We start from the raw sequence: 21302 nt of genomic DNA, 5'->3' as shown, positions 1-21302 counted from the left end.
GTATCTGCGTATGAGTGCAGATAAGCAGCAATGCGGATTTTCGGTCGAGAGCCCGTACGTGGAGCTTGCGGTCGAGGTCTTCGGAATGCTTGCCGACGCCACGCGGGTACGAATCATTCTCGCGCTGGACGCGGCCGGGGAACTCTCGGTGAATCACATCGCCGACATCGTCGACAAGTCGCCCGCTGCGGTGTCTCAGCATCTCGCGAAGCTGCGGCTCGCCCGGATCGTCGGGACCCGCCAGGAGGGGCAGCGGGTGTTCTACCGACTCGAGAATGAGCACGCGTCTCAGCTCGTCGCCGACGCGATCTTCCAAGCCGAGCACTCGCTTGGCGGGACCCCCCGTCACCATCACGCCGAGGAGGAAGCCCGATGACGCCGTCGCACGTGCACTCCTCGCACCATGACCATGACCATGACCATGACCATGACCACGCCTTGCATAGTGACGGTGGCGTGCATCTCCATGACCACGATCACCCCTCGGGGCTGAAGGGCTTCTTGCGCGGCTTGTTCGTGCCGCATACCCACGACGCGGCCGACTCGATCGATGATGCGATGGAGGCTAGTCACGAGGGTGTGCGCGCGTTAGTGATCAGCCTCGTGATCTTGTTGGTGACGACGATTCTGCAGGCCGTCGTGTTCCTGTTCAGCGGCTCGGTGGCCTTGTTGGCCGACACCGTGCACAACTTCTCGGATGCTCTCACCGCGATCCCGCTGTGGGTCGCGTTCATCCTCGGTCGGCGTGCCGCGAACCGCCGGTACACGTACGGGTTCGGTCGCGCGGAAGATCTCGCCGGCCTCTTCATCGTCGTGGTCGTTGCCCTGTCTGCTGTTGTTGCGGCGTGGCAGTCGATCGACCGGCTCCTGCACCCGCAACCGTTGCAGAACGTCTGGTGGGTGGTCGTCGCCGGTGTGATCGGCTTCGCCGGCAACGAGCTTGTCGCGATCTACCGGATCCGCATCGGGAGACGAATCGGGTCGGCAGCTCTGGTCGCGGACGGCGTCCACGCGCGTACCGATGGCTTCACCTCTCTCGCCGTGGTCATCGGCGGTGCCGGAGTGCTGCTCGGCTTTCCCCTCGCTGACCCGATCGTCGGCATCATCATCTCCATCGCGATCTTCGTCCTGCTGCTCGGCACGATCGGCTCGATTGGACGCCGACTCATGGACGCGATCGAACCAGAGCTTCTCGAACGCGCCGAGCACGCTCTCGCCCACGTCGACGGCATCGATAGCGTGGAGCGCATCCGGCTACGGTGGGTCGGTCATCGCCTCGAAGGCGACGCGCTCGTCACCGCCGACCCGGAGCGCACCGAGATCGGCGGCCTCGCCGAGGCAAGCATCCGCGCGCACCTGCCCCACGTCGACGAGTTCCTGATCAGCGTTCGAAGCTCATCGGCCGCTGCACGATGACCTGCGGGCGCACGGTGCTCGTGCCCGTCAGGGCGTGGGGTCGGTTTCGGCGCGGGCGGCCATCCAGACAGCTCGGGCGGCATCGGCGTTGAGGAGGCCGATGCCAGCGTCCACGATGATGTCGAGCCAGCCGGTGGCGAACCAGAACGTGAGGATGCCGACGGCGATGATCGCCAGATCGGCGAGGGCGTCGTTGCGGGCGGAGAGCCATGCCGCCTTCGTGAGGCTGCCGCGGTGGTGGCGGTGACGCACGAGCAGGAATGCCGCGGTGAGGTTGACTAGGAGGGCTCCGATGGCGGTGATCGTGAGAGCTCCCGGCGGCGGGGGCACGGGGTCGAATGCCTTCGCGACGGCAGGCCCACTGACCGCAGCGGCTCCGCCTCGCCCATCACACGCCCGCGTCCACGAGCACCGCGCGAGCAGCGCGCTCGCCGGAGGCGAGAGCGCCCTGGATCGACGCCGCATGTCGGTGGTCGCCGGCGAGGTACATCCGGTCGGTGACGCGCGGCGGGCGGGGCGCGCGCAGCGGTGCCGGTTGGGCGGGAAGCGCATCCGGGATGTCGTCGCGACGCAGCAGCTGCCAGTCCGTGACTCCGGCACCCCACAGCTCGGCGAGGTGCCGGCGCACCTCGTTCTCGCCTGCGGCCGCGCCGCCCCGCGGCAGCAGGCACGTCGCCTCGATGAGATGGCGCGCCACGGGCGCATACGACGGCACGGTGTGCGACACGACCGCCGTGTTCACGACCGGCCCGCGGCGGGCGGCGCCGCGTCCGTCGACGCGCAGCAGCGCGGATGCCGAGGGCTCGTGCGTCGCCGCGAACCACCATGTCTGCAGTCCGTTGGTCGCCGGTCGCGGCACCGGCGTCAGCTCTGCCACCGCCTCCGGCCCGACAGCCACCACGACCCGCCCGGCGCGAAGGGCCTCGCCACCCGCGACACCGACCTCGACGATCGGGCCGTCCGCGTCGATGCGCTCCGCTCGCGCTCCGAGTCGCATCTCCGCTCCCGCAGCACGCGCCCGCGCCGCCAGCTGCGCCGGCACCGCCGCGATGCCCTCCGCGGGAAGCCCCGGCCGCCCGAGCGCGAAGTACCGCACCAACTCCTGCGCGAATGCGTTCGAGGTCACCCCCTCGGCCTCGGCGACGACACCGGCGAGGAACGGCTCGAGCACGGCGGAGCGCAGCGGTCCGCGCAGGCCCGCGGCATCCCACGCCTCGCGCAGCGGGCGGTCATCGCGCGCGCGGTCTGACAGTCGCCGCGTGAACGCCGGTGCGAGCCAGCGCGCGAACGCCACGGCATCCGCGGCGCTCACCAGCCCGCTGCCGATCCCGCGCGCGATCGACGACGGATGGCGCAGCGGATGCCGCACCGCGGCCACCCCGCGATCGGTGCGCACCTGAACGCCGACCGGGAACGATCGCAGCGCGAGGGCATCGAGATCGATGGTGCGACGCAGCGCCGGATACGCCGGGTTGAGCACCTGAAAGCCACGATCGAGTCGGAACCCGTCGACGAGGTCGGTGCGCTGACGTCCGCCGACCTCGTCTCCGGCGTCGAGCACGGCGACCTCGAGACCGCGCTCGGCCAGAACCACCGCACAGCGCAGCCCCGCGAGGCCTGCTCCGATCACCACGACGTCATGCATCGCCGCTCCGCCTCCCGTCGTCGGACGCGTCCGGGGTCCCCCGTCGCGCCGTCGCCTGCGGCCAGCATACGGAGGGCGCGGCATTCGATCTCGGGGTTGACGAGCTTTCCGAGACCGCCCTCGCCGCCCGGCGGCGTGCCTACGATGACGGAATGAAGATCCTCCTCACCGGTGCCACCGGCTACATCGGCTCGTCCGTCCTCGACGTTCTGCGCGCCCATGGTCACGACGTCGTTGCGCCGGTGCGCAGTGCGCACGCCGCGCAGAAGGCCACGGCGGCCGGAGCGACCGCGGTGGTCGGCGACGTCACCGACGCCGACTGGTTCACTCCGCTGCTGGAGGGAGTGGATGCCGCGATCCACACCGCCGCACCGGGTGACGGCACGGCCCCCCAGTTCGACAGCGCCGTCGCCGATGCCGTCATTGCCGCGTTCGGCGGCACCGGCAAGCCCTACATCCACACGGGCGGCCTGTGGATCCACGGCCCGTCGGACGACCTCACCGAGCAGACCCCGTTCCACCCGCCCGCGATCGTCGCCTGGCGTGAGGGAGTGGAGTCCCGGCTCGCCGCCGCAGAGCTCGCCCTCACGATCGTCGAGCCCGGGATCGTGCACGGCCACGGCGCCGGAATTCCCGCCATGCTGGCCTCCGCTCCTCGTGACGGCGAGGGCCGCCTCACCGTCATCGGCGACGGCACCCAGCACTGGGCGACCGTGCACGTCGACGACCTCGCCGAACTGTACGTGCGGGTGATCGAGCGCTCCGAGCCGGTCGGACGCGTGCTGGGTCTCAGCGGCCACAACGCGACGGTCACCGAGCTCGGCGAAGCGGTCGCCGGCGGTCCGGTCGTTCCGGAGGGTGTCGAGGCATCGCGTGCACGTCTGGGCGCACCGTTCGCCGATGCGCTCATGCTCGACCAGCAGGGACGCGGCGAGAAGGCGCGCTCCCTCGGCTGGACGCCCACCCGCCCGTCGCTGCTCGAGGAGATCCGCGCCAGCGCCTACGGCTCGGCCGCGCAGGGCTGATCGGGCTGCCCGCGCGCGCCGCCACCTCTGTCGCTGCGGCGAGCCGCGGTCTACGCTCGCCGCATGTGCCGAAACATCCGGGTGCTCCACAACTTCGAACCGCCCACCACCGATGACGAGGTGCGCGAAGCGGCTCTGCAGTTCGTCCGCAAAGTGAGTGGATCGACGCATCCTTCGCGCGCCAACGCCGAGGCGTTCGACGCGGCCATCGACGAGATCGCCGCCGCCACGCGTCGCCTGCTCGACGCGCTCGTGACGACCGCACCGCCGAAGAACCGCGAGGCCGAGGCGGTCAAGGGACGCGCCCGCCACGAGAAGCGGATGGAGCGCGAGGTGCGCATCCGCACGGCATCCTGATCGCCGGCGGCGGCCGGATGCCGCGGCATCCGGCGACTTCCCAGCTTCGCGTCACTTCGCTGCCCTACTGTGTCAGCAGTCCAGGGGGAGTACTCCGACACGGACGGCTCGTCAATACGGTCGCATCGCGGCCCGGGCCGACCGGTCCCGCAAGGGATGGGGGAGACTCTGGCGTCGACCACGTCACGCCATTCTTCGGGAGACCCCTGTGAACATCACCCCGCTCGTGTGGATCATCACGATCGCCGTCACGATCGCCTTCTTCGTGTGGGAGTTCTTCGCGCACGTGCGCAAGCCGCACGAGCCGACTGTCGGCGAGTCCGCGCGCTGGTCGGCCTTCTACATCGGTCTCGCGCTTCTGTTCGGCGTCGGCGTCGGCATGGTGTCCGGCTGGGGGTACGGCGGCGAGTACTTCGCCGGCTACCTCACCGAGAAGGCGCTGTCGATCGACAATCTGTTCGTCTTCCTCATCGTCATGACCGGGTTCGCGGTGCCGAAGATGTACCAGCAGAAAGTGCTGATGATCGGCATCGTCATCGCCCTCATCATGCGCGGCGCCTTCATCGCCGTCGGGGCGGCGCTGATCGAGAACTTCTCCTGGGTGTTCTACCTCTTCGGCGCGCTGCTGCTGTTCCTCGCCTACCGACAGGCGTTCGCGCACGGCGAGTCCAACCCCGCCGACGGCTGGTTCATGCGCCTCGTGCGCCGCGTGCTGCCGGTCAGCGACGAGTACGACGGCGACCGGCTCACGGTGAAGAAGGACGGTCGCCGCTTCGTCACCCCCATGCTCCTCGTCATCGTCGCGATCGGCTTCATCGACCTCGTCTTCGCCGTCGACTCGATCCCCGCGATCTACGGGCTCACCGAGGAGGCCTACCTCGTCTTCACGGCGAACGCCTTCGCACTGATGGGTCTGCGCCAGCTCTACTTCCTCATCGGCGGTCTTCTCGAGCGCCTCGTGTACCTCGCCCAGGGACTCGCCGTGATCCTCGCGTTCATCGGCGTGAAGCTGCTCATCCACGCGCTCCACAAGAACGAGCTCCCGTTCATCAACGGCGGCGAGCACGTGACGTTCATTCCCGAGATCCCCATCTGGCTGTCGCTGCTGTTCATCGCTGCCACCGTCGCCGTCGCGACGATCGCGAGCCTCCTGAAGACGCGGAAGGATGCCCGGGGCGACGCCCTGCCCGTCGCGCGCCATGACTCCCGGTGAGGGGGGCCGTCGCGCCCTGATCGCACGCGCGGCAGGCCCGGGGGCACTTCCGGCCGTGCGGCTCTCGGCTGGACGCGCCCGAGGCGAGGACGTGGCAGGGCTTCTCCGACGTTGCCGAGGTCCTGGCTGTGAACTGCGGCGATAAATGTCGCCCTTATCGCGCCGCAGGTGGGCCAGCCACACGAAGGGAAGGGCGGTACCTCAAGCTTGCTCCGATCGGCGGTTGTTTCCGCTGTGTGCGGCATGTCGGCGCAGAGGCCCAGCCACGTCTCAGGCAGGACGGGAGTGGATCTCAGCTCGTCGCCGAGGCATTGGGATTATGAGCGTCATCGTGGTTCCCTCGTTGGTCGATGACGACACCCGGGCCAACCCGCCGTAGCGGCTCACCGTGTCCTGTACGAGCGACAATCCAATTCCAAACCCGGTTCTTGATGAGCCACCGCCATCAACGGCATCCGCGGACCGAGCGAATCTGTCGAAGACACGACTCGGTTCGATGCCTCGGATACCGGGACCTTGATCGGTCACACTGATATGAACCCGACGGCCCACCTGGCTCGCCCTTACGGTGACGACTGTTCCCACCGGGGAGTGTTTGATCGCATTGTCGAGAAGGGCGATGAGGCTTCGCCGCAAGCTTGTGTGAGGGATCGAGGCAGACAAGTCGGGTGCGATGTGGGCGCCCATCAAGCGCACGCGTCGTTCGCGCGCGAGGATGGACATGGCCGATATCGCTGATGCGACGCATGTTGCCACGGGGGTTGGTTCTGCCTCTGATTCTGTGGGGACTTCGGCCGCGTGCAGGAGGTCAGAGACGACTCCGATGACGGATAGGGTGTCGTGGCGGAGTTGTGTCACGAGTTCCTGGTGGGGATCTGATGCGCGCGAGCTGCGTTGCAGCAATTGGATACGTGCGTCCAATACAGCCAGCGGCGTTCGAAGTTCGTGTGAAGCGTCGGCAACGAATTGCCTCTGTCGTCTGAGGGCATCCACCAAAGGCCGGACTGCCCGGCGCGTGACGAGCCATCCCAAGAGGCCGGCGAGGGCGATCGCGATGAGACCGATGCTGACTCCACCCACGATGATGTCGAGACCCTGAATATCCACGACTGTTTCTTTCTGCTGCGGGTTGAGCAGGTCGGGCAGGGGGATCTGGGTGAAGACAACGGCGAATGCTGCGATTAGGACGGCAACGACGAGTGCGGAAACTGCCAGAGAGATGGTGAGGGCGACCCGTCGCGCGGCGGAGCGGATGAGCTGCGCGTCTGGGTCTTGCGTGGGGCGTCGTCTGATCATCACACCAGGCCCAGCCGGTAGCCGCGGCCGTGGATTGTTTGGACGATGCTTGGCTCGGTCTTCTTCCGCAGATAATGCACGTACGTGTCGACGGTCCCCGGAGTGTCGTCGGAAGAGAAAACGGCTCGAAGGATTGCAGCGCGAGTGAAGGTTTGCTGCGGGTTTGTTGCTAATAATCGCAGGAGCGCACTTTCCCGTTCCGTAAGGATGGTGCGGCCGTCGTAGGGCGAGTAGACCGCGCGTGAGTCCGGATAGAACTCCCATTCGCCGATGCGAACGAACGGGCCTTCTCCGTTGGTGACGCGCCTGATGGCGCGGAGCCGGGCGAACAATTCGTCGAACTCGAACGGCTTAACCAGGTAGTCAGCGGCTCCGGCGTCCAGTCCTCTGACTTTGTCCTGTACGGTTCCCATGGCCGTGAGGATGAGCATCGGCACCTGTGACCCTGCTCTGCGGAGGGACTCAACGAGGGTGAGCCCGTCGACAGTGGGCAGCCGGCGATCGACCACCATCGCATCGAATGACTGTTCCATGGCGATATCGAATGCTTCGCCGCCATCTGCACAGAGCGTCACGTCGTACACCTCCGCAAGGACCTGCGCCATCAAAGGGCCGAGCTGGGGATCATCTTCGATCAGCAGAAGGCGGGGTTGTGTCGGCGCTGTCGCTACCGTGTCGGCCATTCTGTCTCTCCCTCGTCGGCGCCCTCAATCGCGTCGCACTCTGGCTTTTCGTGAGCGTTGGACGTCAACGGAAGTACGGTCGTTGACTCGGTCGAGCCTGCCTCGTGCGCTCTAAGAAATCACACAGAAGCGCCGCGCGTGGGGCAGTTCTGAGCCTTCGCGGTTTCTTAGAGGCCGCCAGGGACCATCTCTTCAGGGCTCACCGAGAGTCGCAGAAGGGAACGACATGAGCACTGTCAAACGCAAGGGGGTGGGCGCCGGACTCGGCGTCGCAACGCTCGTCCTGTTCAGCGCAGGAGGGGTCGCCGCCATGGCCCTGCCCGCATCGGCCGCCACCACATCGGTGGTCTCGCCCGCACCCGCATCCTCCAATCCCGCCGTCGAGGACGGTACGAACGACGGCGAGACCGCCGACGATCAGGGTGTCGAGGACGGCACGAACGACGGCGAGACCGCCGACGATCAGGGTGTCGAGGACGGCACGAACGACGGCGAAACCGCCGACGACGTCGCCGCCACCCCGGCGAACTGATCACCTGAGCACGTGTGGGTGGCCACCAGCCGCCCACACGTGCTCTGTGACGGCTCGCCTCTTCCTGCTCGCACGAGCGAGCGCAACTTCTGAGTCGATTCTTAGAACGCGATCCCTAGCGTCCCGCGTATGACGACCTCATCCGCGACTGAAGCCGCACCTGTCCGGGTCATGCTGAGCAAGGTGCCCGAGATCACTTTGTGGTTCTGGATCATCAAGATCCTCTGCACCACGGTCGGAGAAAGCTTCGCCGACTGGATCAACACCACCCTCGGGGTGGGACTAGAAGCAACTTCCGTGATCTTCACGGTGGTTCTCGCCGCAGTCCTCTCCTGGCAGCTGGCGTTGCGGCGCTACGTGCCCTTTGTCTACTGGCTGACCGTAGTGGTTGTGAGCGTCACCGGCACCCTCTACACGGATATCCTCACCGACGACCTGGCGGTCCCTCTCGGTGTCAGCACCTTGGTTTTTGCCATCGTCCTGGCTGCGGTGTTCGGCGCATGGTGGGCCAGTCAACGCACCCTATCCATCCACAGCATCACCACCACCCGCCGTGAACTCTTCTACTGGCTCGCCATTTTCGTGACGTTTGCTCTCGGAACCGCCGCGGGAGACGGGATCCTCGAGCTGACCGGTTGGAGTCCAGGAGTATCCGTCCTTCTCCCCGCCGGCCTTCTCGTCGCAGTCATCGTTGGCTGGCGCATGGGAGGCAACCCGGTCCTCGCCTTCTGGCTGGCATACATCCTCACCCGCCCGCTTGGCGCGAATCTGGGCGACTGGATGAGCTTCCCTGTCAGCGACGGAGGCCTGGGAATCGGTGTCGGGCCCACGAGCATCTTCTTCCTCGGCGCCATCCTCGCCACCGTGGTGTACCTCACCATCACCCGAACGGATGCCACGGAGAACGCCCAGACCCACCGGCCACAGACAACACCTCGCCGCCGTCGCGGCACGCTCATCTACTTCTCCGCGGTCGCTGCCATCGCCGCCGCCGTCCTCGTCTGGGCGCACGCACAGCCTCACAGTACGGCTGCGGCCAGCGAGGAGGGCCCCAATACAGTCGTCACCCTCGCGCCTGAAGAGTCGGCCACCATCAACTTCCCCAATGGGAGCGTCGCAAACTACCGCTCCATCGTCGAAGACACCCTGGGTCTCGTCATGGCCGGCGATACCGCAGGTGCGCAAACCCGCATCACCGACCTCGAGAAGGCATGGGATGAGGATCAGCCCACCCTTCAACCGCTGGACGGCACCGGGTGGACCATCCTTGACGGGCAAATTGACGCCGTTCTCAAATCCGTGCGCGCCTCCACCCCGGATCCCACAGCCGAGAAAAGCGCCCTCAGCACCCTTCTCAACACCCTTTCCTCATGATGATCTCTCCCGTGAATACTGCCCTCCACGTTCTGACAGCGAGCTTGCTCCCCGACGCGACAGCCATCCTCCACGCCTTCGGACCCTGGGTTCTCGTCGGGATAGCGCTCATCATCTTTATCGAATCGGGCGTACTGTTCCCCTTCCTTCCCGGTGACTCTCTTCTGGTCACCGCAGCGGTCCTCGCCAGCACCCTCGGCATCCAACCGTGGCAAGTTCTCCTCGTCGGAATACCTGCAGCGATCCTGGGGGATCAGACGGGCTACTGGCTCGGCAGACGCTTCGGGCGACGCATGTTCAAAGACGGTGCACGCGTTCTGCGTCCGGACCGCCTCCACGACGCAGAAAACTTCTTCCATAAGTACGGCGGCGCATCCCTCGTCCTCGGACGCTTCGTCCCCATTGTTCGCACCTACATTCCCCTCGCCGCCGGAACCGCTCACATGCCCTACCGGCGATTCCTCCTCTGGAACACCACCGGGGCAACCCTCTGGGTGGTCGGCATGACAGCTATCGGTCTCGCTCTCGGCGGCATCCCGTTCGTCGTCAACAACATCGACGCACTCATGATCGTCGTCGTTCTCGTATCCGTCCTACCCGTCATCATCGCCGTCATCCGCAAATGGAGCACCAACCGCCGCAATCGGCCCACGCCAGACGGTGCCGGAACGAACGAGGCGAACACATGAGAGCCCACACATACCCCGTTGGGAGCGGCCTACTCACGCCCACACGACGCGGTCGCCGCGTCGTATGGCTCGCCTGCGTCGCGGGGATTCTACTCACCGCCCTGGGCTTTATCCTCCGGGTGGCGCCCTTCGACGCACCCGCCGTCGAAGCCCTAAACCGCGCTCACACCGGCGCATGGGGACAAATAGCCGACGCCATCTACTTCATGCTCGAGCCCGTTCCCGCCGCATTCCTCACACTCCTCATCCTCATCACCATCGCGGCCGTTCTTCGATCCGTGCGCACAGCGATCGTCTTCGGCGGAATCGTTGCATTGACATGGCTCCCTACCGCCGCCATCAAGGTCGTCGTGGACAGACCTCGACCGGATATCTTCACCCTTGTCCACCCATTCACGCCCGCGCAGGTGGATGGATCTTTCCCCAGCGGACACACCGCTTTCATCGCTGCGCTAAGCATCGCCTTCTGGTTTCTTCTGCGCGGTACCCGTGGGGCGTCGATCGCTCTCATCACCGGCACTGTGTCTACCGTCATCGTTGGCCTCGCCGTCGTCAGCGACGGGCTCCACTACCCAACTGATGTCTTGGCCTCCATCGCGTGGGCAATCGCGATGGCACCCACCGCCCGATGGGTCATGGTCGACGTCATCGCTCCTCGCTTGGAGCGATATCGAAAGCGCAGCTGATCGACGGATCTTCTGTCTTGCTGACCTCGCGGTCGATCGCGCGGCGCGGTCTTACTGACGACCGTTCATGAGACGGTCCTCCCGCAGCCGAGCTACGTCCGCGAGTCGTGTCTCATAACCCGTGTCCGCAAACTATGTAACGGACGCGGCGTTCGCCTTACTCTGAGGGCATGGCCACGATCGGATACGCCCGCGTCTCGACGCGCGAGCAGAACCCCGACGGTCAGACCGACGCGCTTGAAGCGGCCGGCTGCGACAAGATCTTCGTCGAGCACGCCTCTGGCGCCCTGGCGAAGCGACCCGCGCTGACCGATGCTCTCGGTTACCTGCGGGAGGGGGACTCGCTCGTCGTGACGAAGCTCGACCGGCTTGGCCGATCCGTCCGCAACCTCAAGCAGATCGCCGACGAACTGCAGCAACGTGGGGTGGGCTTTCGAGCGCTGTCCCAGGGCATCGATACGACCACACCGGGCGGGAGGTTGTTCTTCCACATGCTCGCCGCGATCGCCGAGTTCGAGCACGACCTGATTGTGGAACGGACGCATGATGGCCTGGCGGCGGCGCGAGCTCGGGGGCGTAAGGGCGGCCCAAAGTTCAAGATGACGCCGACGAAGATTCGACAGGCCCGCGCGATGTACGACGAGGGTGCGCACACCGTGCAAGAGATCGCCGACACCTTCGGGGTATCCCGGCCCACGATCTACCGGCACCTGGCCGATCACGTCGAGCGGGCCTGACGAGGGATCATGGCGCACCTCAGCGACCGGCAGAAAGCCGAGCTTGTGTGCCAACACCTCGACGGTGTGCCGTGGACGCGGATCGCGGAGCACTCCGGCGTCACGGTGCGAACCTTGCAACGATGGGCCGCTCGCATCGGTGCGGGGCAGCTCGCAAGACCGCCTCGCCGAGATAAAGGTGCCTCCCGTATCCCCACGGAACTGGTCACGGCGATCGAGGCGCTGGCCGTGCGCCGGCCGGCTCCCACCATCGCGTACATCCATCGGCGCGTCGGCGATATCGCGCGCGATCGAGGTTTGCCAGCTCCCGGGTACACGACCGTTCGCCAAATCGTGCACGCTATCGACCCGGGCCTGACAGCTCTCGCTGAGGGCGGTGACGCCGCCTATCGCGACAAATTCGAGCTCGTCTACCGGCGTACGACAACCGCCCCGAATGAGCAATGGCAGATGGACCACACGCTGCTGGACGTGATGATCCTCGACGACAAGCAGACGCCTGTGCGCCCCTGGCTGACGATCGTGCTCGATGACTACTCCCGTGCCGTCGCCGGATACGCCTTAGCGGTTTCGGCGCCCACGTCCGAGCGCTCCGCACTGGCGTTTCACCAGGCCGCGAGCCGGAAACGACATGCCTCGTGGGTGGTGTCGGGGGTCCCCGATGTTCTCTACAGCGATCACGGGTCGGATTTCACCTCTGCTCGGATCGAACAGGTGTGTCTGGATCTGCACGTGCGCCTCATTCACTCGCGGGTCGGCGTTCCGCAAGGACGCGGCAAGATCGAGCGGTTCTACCGCACCATCACGACCGAATTGCTCCCGCACCTACCTGGCTTCATCCCGCACGGCACCAGCGGCACACCCACCAGCGCCCCCATGTTGACCCTGCACCAGCTCGACGACGTCCTCGAGCGGTTCATCGTCGACGAGTACAACGAGCGCCCGCACTCCGCGACCGGGACGGCACCGCACGCGCGCTGGCGCAGCGGGAGCTTCATCCCGCGTATGCCCGCACACTCGGAAGACCTCGACATGCTGTTGCTGACCGCCACCGCCACCAGACGAGTGCAGCGCGACGGCATCCGATTCGCCTCCACCCGATACGTTTCGCCCGTCCTCGCCGCCTACGTCGGTGAAGACGTCACCGTCCGATACGACCCCCGCGACCTCGGCGAGATCCGACTGTTTCGCGACAGCGCGTTCCTATGCCGCGCGATCGCCCCTGAACGCTCCTCCGAAACGATCACCTTCGCCGACCTGCAGAGCGCAAGGAACACCCGGCGCCGGGCGCTGAAGCAGCAACTCCGCTCCCTCAGCAACGTCGCCAGCTCTCTGCCGGAAGACACTCGGCACCGACCCGCGGCCGCGCCTCTCTCTCCCTCCGAGCCCGACGCGCCAGCCCCGCAATCGAAGAGACACAGGCTGAGGACCTATGCCAACGACTGAATCGACCGTCGGAAAGCCGGTGTCCGTCCTCGTCGGCGCGGACGACGACGGGCGACGGTTCCTCAACGGCACCTTCGACGAATTCACCCAGGCGCCCCCACCGCACACCGACACCCGCCCCGCGTTCGTCAGCACCCGAGAGCACCGACGATTCGTGGAGTTCGCCGACACCGTACGCTCACACCGCTACATCGGCCCGAAAGGGTGGCCTGCTCCCTCCCGTCCCCGAGGGCGTCCAGCAGAGTCGAACGGCGTTCTTCACCCCCACCGTCGCCGCCACCATCAAGCAGATCGACCAGGGCCTGCCCCGCGCGTGCCAACAAGTCTCGTGGGCCATTGATTATGCCCGGTACGGTCACGTCGACCCCTACGTCCATCCTGAATCCCAACACAGCGGGAACACAGAACTGCTTATCATCGACGAAGCCGACCGCCTCAAAACCGCCGGCCTCGAACAAGTCCGCGATTTCTACGACCGCCACCACATGGGCGTCATCCTCATCGGCATGCCCGGCATTGAAAAACGCCTCGCGCGCTACCCCCAGCTCTACAGCCGCGTCGGCTTCGCCCACGAATACCGTTCTCTCCGCAGTGACGAACTCACCGCCGTCGTCACGCAACGCCTCCCCGCACCAGACCCCGGTGATTCAGGGCTCGCTCACACCGCCGCCCTCGCCGCGATCGTGCGCGCCACGAACGGGAACTTCCGCCTCGCCGATCGCCTCGTCACTCAGATCCGACGTGTTCTTGACATCAACGGGCACACCCACCTCACGCCCGAGGCCGTCGACGCCGCCCAGGAAGCCCTCCTCATCGGACACTGAACGACGCGACAACCGCGACATCTATCGCTGCAATTCACAGTCCTGGCCGCCGCGGCACAGCATCCTCTTCGCGAACGGCCTCGACCTGCCGTGGGAGCGGGCCCCCACGTGGGATCCCGCCGTGTTCGAGATCGTCGATTCGGCCCTCACCGCCTGAGGCGCACGCCCGGCATCCGTCTGCGAGCATGAGCGTATGACCATGAGTCCGCCATCCCGGGCCGTGCGCGTGCGCCCGGCATCCGTCGACGACGCCCGGGGCATCGCCGCGGTTCATGTCCAGGCCTGGCGCGAGGCGTATGTCCGCCAGCTTCCGGCGACGGTCCTCGCCGGGTTGCGGGTCGAGCCGCGCATCGAGCGGTGGGCGTCGATCATCGAAGACGACGTCACCGACGTCTTCGTCGCCGAGGTCGACGGGCGGATCGTCGGCTGGGCGACGGCCGGTGACGGGCGCGACGACGATCGGCCGACGTCGCGGGAGCTGGAGGGCATCTACGTCCTGGCGGCGCACCACGGTACCGGTGCGGGGCAGCTGCTGCTGGACGCGGCGATCGGTGCCGGCGACGCCTACCTCTGGATGATGGACGACAACCCCCGCGCCGAAGCGTTCTATCTGCGCAACGGCTTCGTCCGCGACGGGCTCGAACGCGATCAAGTGATGGCCGGGCATCCGATCCACATCGTGCGGCTGGTGCGTCACGCCGCAGTGCCGCAGTGGGTCGCGGTGAAGGATGCCGAGACGGCGCTGCTCGATGCCGACGTGCGCCGCGACGCCGAGACGGTCGATGACCTGCTGCACCCTGCGTTCGTCGAGATCGGCCGCTCCGGCACCCTCTGGACGCGGGAGCAGGTCGTCGGTGCGCTCGCCGCCGAGAGCGCGGACTCGCGCGTCACGCCGCAGACCGATGAGTGGCAGTTCCGTCAACTCTCGCCCGAGCTGGTGCTGGTCACCTATCGGCTCACGACGCCCTCGCGGATCAGTCGGCACTCATCACTGTGGGACGTCGGCGGCACCGCACCGCGCCTGCGCTTCCATCAGGGCACGGTCGTGCCGCCGGCATCCGCTCAGTAGCGGGGCGCGACGTCACCCGTCCTTGCGCTCCCACTCCGCGCGCAACAGCCCGAGAACCACCATGTCCTCGTAGGCGCCCCGCACCCACGCATGCTCGCGCAAGCGGCCCTCGCTGACTCCACGTCAACGGCGGAGCGCGTCACCAGCTCCGGTCGATGTCCACGCCTGCTCGTGCCGGCGGCGGATGCCGTCGAGCAGCAGGTCGAGGGCGAAGGCGAACTCCGCGTCGTCGTCGCAGGCCTCCCCGGCGTGCGGCGCCGTGGTGGCCATGCGGATGATCGCGGGGTAGGCCGTCGCGAACGCGGCCATCGTGGCGGCGCGCTCCCGCGGGTCGTCGGGCGGAACCGGCGTCGGCAGCACGTCGCGGGTGAATCCCCACATGCGGGTGCTCAACGCATGCATGGCGTGATGCACGAGATCCGCCGACAGTCCCCCCTCGAACATGTCCGCCATGAGCGCGTCCATGTGCGCGAGGACGCGAGGCGTGGCGCGCTCACGCGTCTCGATCGCCTGCCGGGTCCAGGCGTGCGACGACAGTGCGGCGCGCACGGCCATGATCCGAGAACGCACGGCGTCGTCCCATGACGCGGTCAGCGCGGGTGAAGCGACGCCGGCGAGAACCCGGTCGAGCATCGCGTCCACGAGGGCGGCGCGGTCATCGAGGTGCTTGTACAGCGCCATCGGCGTGACCCCCAGGCGCTCGGCGACCGCACGCATGCTCGCCGCGTCGAGGCCGCCCTCGTCGGCGATGGCGGTCGCCGCGTCGACGATGCGCTCCAGGTCGAGACGCGGACGCATAGTTGACACGTATACACCGTACACCTAGTCTGTTGCCGAATCGGTGTACGCCGTATACCACCCGCGAAAGGAACCCCGTGTCTCAGCTCGCCCGACGCCAGGCCCGCCTCGCCGGCGTCCTCTATCTCGTCACGCATGTCACCTCGGTCGCCGCCGTGATCGCCTACGGCGGAGGTCTCCTCCGAGCCGGTGTCGCCCTGGAATTCGTGCTCGCACTCGGGTGCCTCGGCACCGGCGTGCTGCTCTGGGTGTTGCTGCAGTCGCGCGGTCCTGCCCGCGCCGCGAGCTTCGCGCTGCTGCGCACGCTCGAAGCGGCGGTGATCGTCGCGGGGGCGCTCCCGATGCTCGGACCGGCGCTTGTGAACGCCACGGCCGAGGGCGAGTCTACGGCGATGCACACGGCCGCGTTCCTGCTCGGTCAAGGCCTCGTCATCAGCGTCAACACCGTGATCCTCGGCTGGCTGCTGTGGGACGCGCGGGCCGTGCCCCGCGCCCTCGCCGCACTGGGAATCGCGGGCGGAGTGATCGTGCTCGTCAGCAACGGGCTGCAGCTGGCCGGAGCGATCCCGCTGAACGGCGTCGCCGCCGGCGTCGCCGCGGTGCCCGTCTTCGCTTTCGAGATCTGGTTCGCCGTCTGGCTCATCGCCGTCGGTGTACGGTCGGAGCCCGGCATCCGCGCAGCACACGAAGGGGGCCTGCCGAACTCACCTCACGCCTTGAAGAGGCCCCAGGTGAACACGTAGAGCAGTCCGACCAGGATCAGCGCTGCCAGCGCGGCGCCGGCCGCGTACAGCAGGCCGAGGAGAATTGTCTCACCGCGCATTCTGGGGGGCATGCGCGGTGAGGCGAGTCGGATGCGTCGCATATTGGAAGGAGGACGACACTGGAGCTCGTGCCGGGGCAGACGCTTCACGACCGTCTTGCGCAGAACGCGTTGACCGGTGAGGAGGTCGTCTCGCTCATCATCGGTCTCGCCGGCGCGCCGGCGGTCGTCCACCACGCCGGCATCGTCCACCGCGATATCAAGCCTGCGAACGTGCTGCTGCGCCCTATCCGGCACGGAGTCGTCCCGTTCCGGCCGGCTCTCGTGGACTTCGGCGTCGCACACCTCCTCGACGCAGCCCGCGTCACCTCGCCCGGAGTCGTGATCGGCACGGCCTCCTATCCCGCCCCCGAACAGGTGCGAGGTGAACCCACCGTGCCGGCGTCCGACATCTATGTGCTCGGTCTGCTCACCATCGAAGCGCTCACCGGGACGAAGCAGTTCGTCGGTGAGTCGATTCAGGCGACGATCCTCGCCCGACTCACTCGACACCCCGAGGTTCCCGGAGGGCTCGGCCAAGGATGGAGGTCGATACTCACCGCGATGACCTCCCTCGACCCGTCGTCGCGGCCCACGGCGGAGGTGTTCCAGCGTGTGCGTGCGCGCCTGCGAAGCGAGCGCCCCGGCCGCCGAGACGGGGTGGCAGGCGCAGGCGGCTGTCCCTCATGCGCGACTGTCTGGCGACTCGAGGCCGAACAGTACCGATGCCGCGCGACGGATGTGCGCTTCGGCGAGGTCGGCGGCGCGGGCCGGATCTCCGTCGTCGATGGCTGCATAGATCGCGCGGTGCTCGCGGCGCAGGCGCTGCGCCTCGTCGGGCCACTCCTCGGTGCGTTCGGCGGCGCGCAGGATCGGCACCTTCATGGCGCTGCGGATCGCCGCGGTCAGCGCGGCCGACAGGGCACTGCCCGAGGCCTCCGCGATCGCGAGGTGGAACTGCGTGTCGGCCTCGTTGAACGAGTCGCGGGAGGAGTGCGGCTGATCCATGCGGTCCAGCGCCTCGACCATCCGCGACCGCGCCGTGTCGTCGTGCCGGCGGGACGCCGATGCCGCGCTGGCGCGCTCGAGCACGACGCGCGCATCGGTCACGTCCTGGATCGTGAAGTTCGACAGCGCGACGTGCAGGCGGAGGAAGCGGGTGAGCGCATCGCGCGGCAGGGCCGCCACGAATGTCCCGGCGGTGGCGCCCGCTCCGGGCTGGGAGCGCAGTACGCCCTGTGCCTCGAGCACACGGACCGCTTCGCGCACTCCCGCCCGGCTGACCTCCAGGCTCGTCGAGAGCTCCCGCTCGGGGGGCAGCGCGTCACCGACCTGCAGGGCGCCGGACAGGATCCGGTCCTCGATCGCCTCGATCACGAGCTCGTGGGCGCGCGCCTTCTTGACCGGCTGCCACAGGGAATCGGGTGCGTTCTCCGCCATCGGATCCGCGCCACCTCTCTCGAATCTCTTGACAGCCTAGCGGTCAGTCACATAGATTGCGCTAGCGGTCAGACCTCTAAAAGGGTCCGCATCCGCACCCCGGTCACTCGGCCCTTCGCACAACGACGTACGAAAAGAGACAGAGATGTACACACCCGAACTCGCCCCGGTCGGCGGGAGCCTCGCGCTCTCCGCTCTCGTGGCCAGCCTCCCGTTCCTCACGGTGTTCCTCGCGCTCGGCGTGCTGCGCTGGAAGGCGCACTGGGCGGGACTGACCGGACTCGCGGTCGCCGTCCTGGTCGCGGTGCTCGGTTTCCGGATGCCGATCGACCTCGCACTCCTGGCGTCCACGCAGGGTTTCGTCTTCGGGCTGTTCCCGATCATGTGGATCGTGCTCAATGCGATCTGGCTCTATGAGCTGACGGTGCGCAGCGGCCGCTTCGAGGACCTCCGGCGCGTGATCAACGCCCTCTCCGACGACCCGCGCATCCAAGCCGTCATCATCGCGTTCGGCTTCGGCGGACTGCTCGAAGCGCTCGCCGGCTTCGGCGCACCGGTCGCCATCACGGGCGTCATGCTCATGGCCGCCGGCTTCTCGCCGATGCGTGCGGCCGTCATCGTGCTGCTGGCCAACACCGCGCCCGTCGCGTTCGGCGCGGTCGGCACGCCCATCGTCACCGCCGGGGCCCTCACGGGCATCGACTACCGGCACATCGGCGCCATCGTCGGCCACCAGACGCCCCTGATCGCGGTCTTCGTCCCGCTCATCATCGTGCTGCTCGCCGACGGGTGGCGCGGCATCCGCGAGACCTGGCCCGCGACGGTCGTGTTCGGTGTCGTGTTCGCGATCGCCCAGTGGGTCAGTGCGACGTGGATCTCGGTGGAGCTCACCGACATCGTCGCCTCGCTCGCCGGCATCCTCGCCGCCGTCATCCTCCTGCGCTTCTGGCAGCCGCGCGGCACCGAGGCCGCCCGTGAACGTCTGCTCACCAACGCCGCCGTCGACCTGCTCGCCAGCGAGAAGGCGGCCACCGGCAGCATCCGCACCCGTCGGGCCGGGTCGCGCGCGGCCCGTGCCGGGTCGGCCACGGGCACGTCCTCGGCATCCGCGTCGACGCGCACCGCCACCGGCCCCGTTGCGACCACCGGCACCGTCCCGGTATCGGACGTCCCGCTCGACGCGCGGACGGTCTTCCTCGCGACCTTCCCGTACCTGCTCGTCATCGTCGTGTTCTCGCTCGCCAAGCTCGTCCCCGACCTCAAGGCGGCCCTCGGCGCGACCGACGTGAAGATCCCCTGGCCGGGCCTGAACGGCCACATCCTCACCTCGTCCGGCGCCGCATCCGGGGCGACGGTGTACACGCTGCCGTGGCTGTCGTCGGCAGGCAGCCTGCTCGTGATCTGCGGCGTCGTCGTGGCGCTCGTCTACCGTCTGCCGCTGCAGGACGCCGCCCGAACGTGGTGGCAGACGCTCGTGAAGCTCCGCTTCTCGCTGCTCACGGTCGGATCGGTGCTGGCCCTCGCCTACCTCATGAACATCTCCGGACAGACGCTGACGATCGGCGCGTTCATCGCCGGCACCGGAGCCCTGTTCGCCTTCCTCTCGCCGATCCTCGGCTGGTTCGGCACGGCGGTCACCGGTTCGGACACGAGCGCCAACGCGCTGTTCGCCACGCTGCAGCAGAGCGCCGCGCTCAAGGCCGGCCTCGACCCGGCGCTGCTCGTCGCGGCCAACACCTCCGGCGGTGTCATCGGCAAGATGATCAGCCCGCAGAACCTCGCCATCGCCGCCACCGCCGTGGGCCTGGTCGGCCAAGAGTCGGCGATTTTCCGCCGCGTCATCTGGTGGAGCATCGGCATGCTCGCCGCCATGTGTCTGCTCGTCGGTCTGCAGTCCTCCGTCCTCTCGTGGATGCTGCCCTGATCCGGCCCGCGTCACCACACACCGTCGTCCCCACCTGAAAGGCCCGCCATGTCACCCGTGAAGCGTCAGCTGCCCAAGCCCGGCGAGCTCCTGGAGCTCATGCAGTTCAAGAAGCCCGAACTCGACGGCCGCAAGCGCCGTCTCGAGGGCGCCCTCACGATCGCCGACCTGCGCACGATCGCCAAGCGTCGTACGCCGAAGGCCGCCTTCGACTACACCGATGGTGCGGCGGAGGGCGAGCTGTCGCTGGCGCGCGCCCGCCAGGCCTTCCAGGACATCGAGTTCCATCCCGACATCCTGCGCCCCGCCGCCGAGGTCGACATGTCGACGGAGATCCTCGGTGGCCCCTCGGCGCTGCCCTTCGGCATCGCGCCCACCGGCTTCACCCGGCTGATGCAGACCGAGGGCGAGACGGCGGGGGCGGGAGCCGCCGGTGCCGCCGGCATCCCGTTCACCCTCTCGACCCTCGGCACCACCTCGATCGAGGACGTCAGGGCCGCGAACCCGCACGGGCGCAACTGGTTCCAGCTGTACGTCATGCGCGACCGCGAGATCTCGTACGGTCTCGTCCGACGGGCGGCGGCCGCGGGCTTCGACACGCTGCAGTTCACCGTCGACACCCCCGTCGCGGGCGCGCGCCTGCGCGACAAGCGCAACGGCTTCTCGATCCCGCCGCAGCTGACGGTCGGCACCATCATCAACGCCATCCCGCGGCCCTGGTGGTGGATCGACTTCCTCACCACCCCCAAGCTCGAGTTCGCGTCGCTGTCGACGACCGGCGGCACGGTGGGCGAGCTGCTGAACTCCGCGATGGACCCGACCATCAGCTACGACGACCTCGACGTCATCCGCAGCCTCTGGCCCGGCAAGATCGTGGTCAAGGGCGTGCAGAACGTCGAGGACTCGAAGCGTCTCATCGACCGCGGCGTCGACGGCATCATCCTCTCCAACCACGGCGGACGGCAGCTCGACCGGGCGCCCATCCCGTTCCACCTCCTGCCGGAGGTCGTGCGCGAGGTCGGCAAAGATGCCACGGTCATGATCGACACCGGCATCATGAACGGCGCCGACATCGTCGCGGCCGTGGCGATGGGGGCGAAGTTCACGCTGATCGGGCGCGCCTACCTCTACGGCCTGATGGCGGGCGGACGTCAGGGTGTCGACCGCACGATCGAGATCCTCCGCACCGAGATCGAGCGCACCATGAAGCTCCTGGGCGTGTCGACCCTCGCCGAGCTCGAGCCGCGGCACGTGACGCAGCTCGAGCGCCTCGTGCCGCGGGCCTCGAACGGGGGCGTGCTGACCTCGGCATCCGTGTGAATCGGAGGCCGGCCGCGGCGGCCGAC

23 protein-coding genes and 2 pseudogenes are annotated in these 21302 nt (G+C 67.7%); 18 read left to right on the top strand and 7 right to left on the bottom strand.

All coding sequences use genetic code 11. The features are described 5' to 3' along the window. The first annotated feature begins 10 nt into the window (after window positions 1–10). Together JOE53_RS13385 and JOE53_RS13380 are read left to right on the top strand one after the other, a co-directional pair. Window positions 11–376, top strand: coding sequence for an ArsR/SmtB family transcription factor (locus JOE53_RS13385; RefSeq protein ID WP_204948260.1), 366 nt, complete (start codon window positions 11–13; stop codon window positions 374–376). Then, on the top strand, window positions 373–1416 hold the full coding sequence (locus JOE53_RS13380) for a cation diffusion facilitator family transporter (protein WP_204948009.1): 1044 nt from the start codon (window positions 373–375) through the stop codon (window positions 1414–1416). The genes JOE53_RS13385 and JOE53_RS13380 overlap by 4 nt, the downstream gene beginning before the upstream one ends. Window positions 1417–1443: 27 nt before the next feature. Here the strand turns inward: JOE53_RS13380 and JOE53_RS13375 are convergent, their stop codons facing one another. Both JOE53_RS13375 and JOE53_RS13370 read right to left on the bottom strand, forming a co-directional pair. Continuing rightward, on the bottom strand, window positions 1444–1746 hold the full coding sequence (locus JOE53_RS13375; RefSeq protein WP_271170965.1) for a cation transporter: 303 nt from the start codon (window positions 1744–1746) through the stop codon (window positions 1444–1446). Window positions 1747–1804: 58 nt separating this feature from the next. Beyond that, a complete protein-coding gene (locus tag JOE53_RS13370) occupies window positions 1805–3061 on the bottom strand; it encodes an NAD(P)/FAD-dependent oxidoreductase (protein WP_204948008.1) in 1257 nt (418 codons plus the stop codon). A 152-nt stretch (window positions 3062–3213) separates the two neighbouring features. Between JOE53_RS13370 and JOE53_RS13365 the strand changes: the two genes are divergently transcribed. The 3 genes from JOE53_RS13365 (at window position 3214) to JOE53_RS13355 (ending at window position 5656) form a co-directional block, all read left to right on the top strand. After that, window positions 3214–4086, top strand: coding sequence for an NAD-dependent epimerase/dehydratase family protein (locus JOE53_RS13365; RefSeq protein ID WP_204948007.1), 873 nt, complete (start codon window positions 3214–3216; stop codon window positions 4084–4086). A gap of 63 nt (window positions 4087–4149) precedes the next feature. Further along, window positions 4150–4443: a DUF2277 domain-containing protein gene (locus JOE53_RS13360; RefSeq protein WP_036291017.1), complete on the top strand. Its 294-nt coding sequence runs from the start codon at window positions 4150–4152 to the stop codon at window positions 4441–4443. Window positions 4444–4651: 208 nt separating this feature from the next. After that, on the top strand, window positions 4652–5656 hold the full coding sequence (locus JOE53_RS13355; protein ID WP_204948006.1) for a TerC family protein: 1005 nt from the start codon (window positions 4652–4654) through the stop codon (window positions 5654–5656). A gap of 270 nt (window positions 5657–5926) precedes the next feature. On the opposite strand, the gene JOE53_RS13350 is transcribed toward JOE53_RS13355, so the two are convergent. Beyond that, on the bottom strand, window positions 5927–6952 hold the full coding sequence (locus JOE53_RS13350; protein WP_016463895.1) for a sensor histidine kinase: 1026 nt from the start codon (window positions 6950–6952) through the stop codon (window positions 5927–5929). Continuing rightward, window positions 6952–7635 (bottom strand): response regulator transcription factor, encoded by a 684-nt coding sequence (locus tag JOE53_RS13345; RefSeq protein WP_005051512.1) that lies wholly within the window; start codon window positions 7633–7635, stop codon window positions 6952–6954. The genes JOE53_RS13350 and JOE53_RS13345 overlap by 1 nt, the downstream gene beginning before the upstream one ends. A gap of 226 nt (window positions 7636–7861) precedes the next feature. Between JOE53_RS13345 and JOE53_RS13340 the strand changes: the two genes are divergently transcribed. The 9 genes and pseudogenes from JOE53_RS13340 (at window position 7862) to JOE53_RS13305 (ending at window position 14992) form a co-directional block, all read left to right on the top strand. Next, window positions 7862–8167 (top strand): hypothetical protein, encoded by a 306-nt coding sequence (locus tag JOE53_RS13340; RefSeq protein WP_005051515.1) that lies wholly within the window; start codon window positions 7862–7864, stop codon window positions 8165–8167. A 129-nt stretch (window positions 8168–8296) separates the two neighbouring features. Then, entirely contained in the window at window positions 8297–9541 is a 1245-nt protein-coding gene (locus JOE53_RS13335; RefSeq protein WP_233449576.1) for a COG4705 family protein, read from the top strand. Then, the gene (locus tag JOE53_RS13330; protein ID WP_204948005.1) at window positions 9538–10230 is read left to right on the top strand and encodes a DedA family protein; all 693 of its coding nucleotides are present in this window, start codon (window positions 9538–9540) and stop codon (window positions 10228–10230) included. Before JOE53_RS13335 ends, JOE53_RS13330 begins: the two co-directional genes overlap by 4 nt. 119 nt (window positions 10231–10349) lie before the next feature. Next, entirely contained in the window at window positions 10350–10916 is a 567-nt protein-coding gene (locus JOE53_RS13325; RefSeq protein ID WP_197461886.1) for a phosphatase PAP2 family protein, read from the top strand. Window positions 10917–11086: 170 nt separating this feature from the next. After that, window positions 11087–11653: a recombinase family protein gene (locus JOE53_RS13320; RefSeq protein WP_061681986.1), complete on the top strand. Its 567-nt coding sequence runs from the start codon at window positions 11087–11089 to the stop codon at window positions 11651–11653. Between the two features lie 228 nt (window positions 11654–11881). Beyond that, entirely contained in the window at window positions 11882–13099 is a 1218-nt protein-coding gene (locus JOE53_RS13315; RefSeq protein ID WP_271170966.1) for a Mu transposase C-terminal domain-containing protein, read from the top strand. Further along, a pseudogene (locus JOE53_RS15145) lies at window positions 13060–13569 on the top strand (hypothetical protein); the annotation flags it as partial. The gene JOE53_RS13315 and the pseudogene JOE53_RS15145, both read left to right, overlap by 40 nt. A gap of 15 nt (window positions 13570–13584) precedes the next feature. After that, entirely contained in the window at window positions 13585–13923 is a 339-nt protein-coding gene (locus tag JOE53_RS14835; RefSeq protein ID WP_005051528.1) for a hypothetical protein, read from the top strand. Window positions 13924–14122: 199 nt separating this feature from the next. Further along, on the top strand, window positions 14123–14992 hold the full coding sequence (locus tag JOE53_RS13305) for a GNAT family N-acetyltransferase (RefSeq protein ID WP_005051531.1): 870 nt from the start codon (window positions 14123–14125) through the stop codon (window positions 14990–14992). Between the two features lie 123 nt (window positions 14993–15115). Here the strand turns inward: JOE53_RS13305 and JOE53_RS13300 are convergent, their stop codons facing one another. Then, window positions 15116–15790, bottom strand: coding sequence for a TetR/AcrR family transcriptional regulator C-terminal domain-containing protein (locus JOE53_RS13300; RefSeq protein ID WP_005051535.1), 675 nt, complete (start codon window positions 15788–15790; stop codon window positions 15116–15118). Window positions 15791–15867: 77 nt separating this feature from the next. Here JOE53_RS13300 and JOE53_RS13295 point away from each other — a divergent pair, with 77 nt between their 5' ends. Then, the gene (locus JOE53_RS13295; RefSeq protein WP_061681980.1) at window positions 15868–16533 is read left to right on the top strand and encodes a DUF4386 domain-containing protein; all 666 of its coding nucleotides are present in this window, start codon (window positions 15868–15870) and stop codon (window positions 16531–16533) included. Here the strand turns inward: JOE53_RS13295 and JOE53_RS14830 are convergent. Further along, window positions 16500–16805 carry a hypothetical protein gene (locus tag JOE53_RS14830; RefSeq protein ID WP_233449574.1) on the bottom strand — a complete coding sequence of 102 codons (306 nt, stop codon included), beginning with the start codon at window positions 16803–16805 and terminating at the stop codon, window positions 16500–16502. The two genes, JOE53_RS13295 and JOE53_RS14830, sit on opposite strands and share 34 nt — an antisense overlap. Between JOE53_RS14830 and JOE53_RS14825 the strand changes: the two are divergent. After that, window positions 16725–17135, top strand: a pseudogene (locus JOE53_RS14825) (protein kinase domain-containing protein); the annotation flags it as partial. The gene JOE53_RS14830 and the pseudogene JOE53_RS14825 sit on opposite strands and share 81 nt — an antisense overlap. A gap of 141 nt (window positions 17136–17276) precedes the next feature. On the opposite strand, the gene JOE53_RS13285 reads toward JOE53_RS14825, so the two are convergent. Further along, window positions 17277–18032 (bottom strand): FadR/GntR family transcriptional regulator, encoded by a 756-nt coding sequence (locus JOE53_RS13285; RefSeq protein WP_204948003.1) that lies wholly within the window; start codon window positions 18030–18032, stop codon window positions 17277–17279. A gap of 145 nt (window positions 18033–18177) precedes the next feature. On the opposite strand from JOE53_RS13285, the gene JOE53_RS13280 reads away from it, so the two are divergent. Then, a complete protein-coding gene (locus JOE53_RS13280) occupies window positions 18178–19956 on the top strand; it encodes an L-lactate permease (protein ID WP_204948002.1) in 1779 nt (592 codons plus the stop codon). A gap of 48 nt (window positions 19957–20004) precedes the next feature. Continuing rightward, window positions 20005–21276: an alpha-hydroxy acid oxidase gene (locus JOE53_RS13275; RefSeq protein ID WP_204948001.1), complete on the top strand. Its 1272-nt coding sequence runs from the start codon at window positions 20005–20007 to the stop codon at window positions 21274–21276. Window positions 21277–21302 lie beyond the last annotated feature (26 nt).

Source organism: Microbacterium laevaniformans (genome assembly GCF_016907555.1).
Classification (GTDB): domain Bacteria; phylum Actinomycetota; class Actinomycetes; order Actinomycetales; family Microbacteriaceae; genus Microbacterium; species Microbacterium laevaniformans.
Note: the sequence above shows the minus strand (reverse complement) of the source record. Positions and strands in the feature narration are given on the sequence as shown.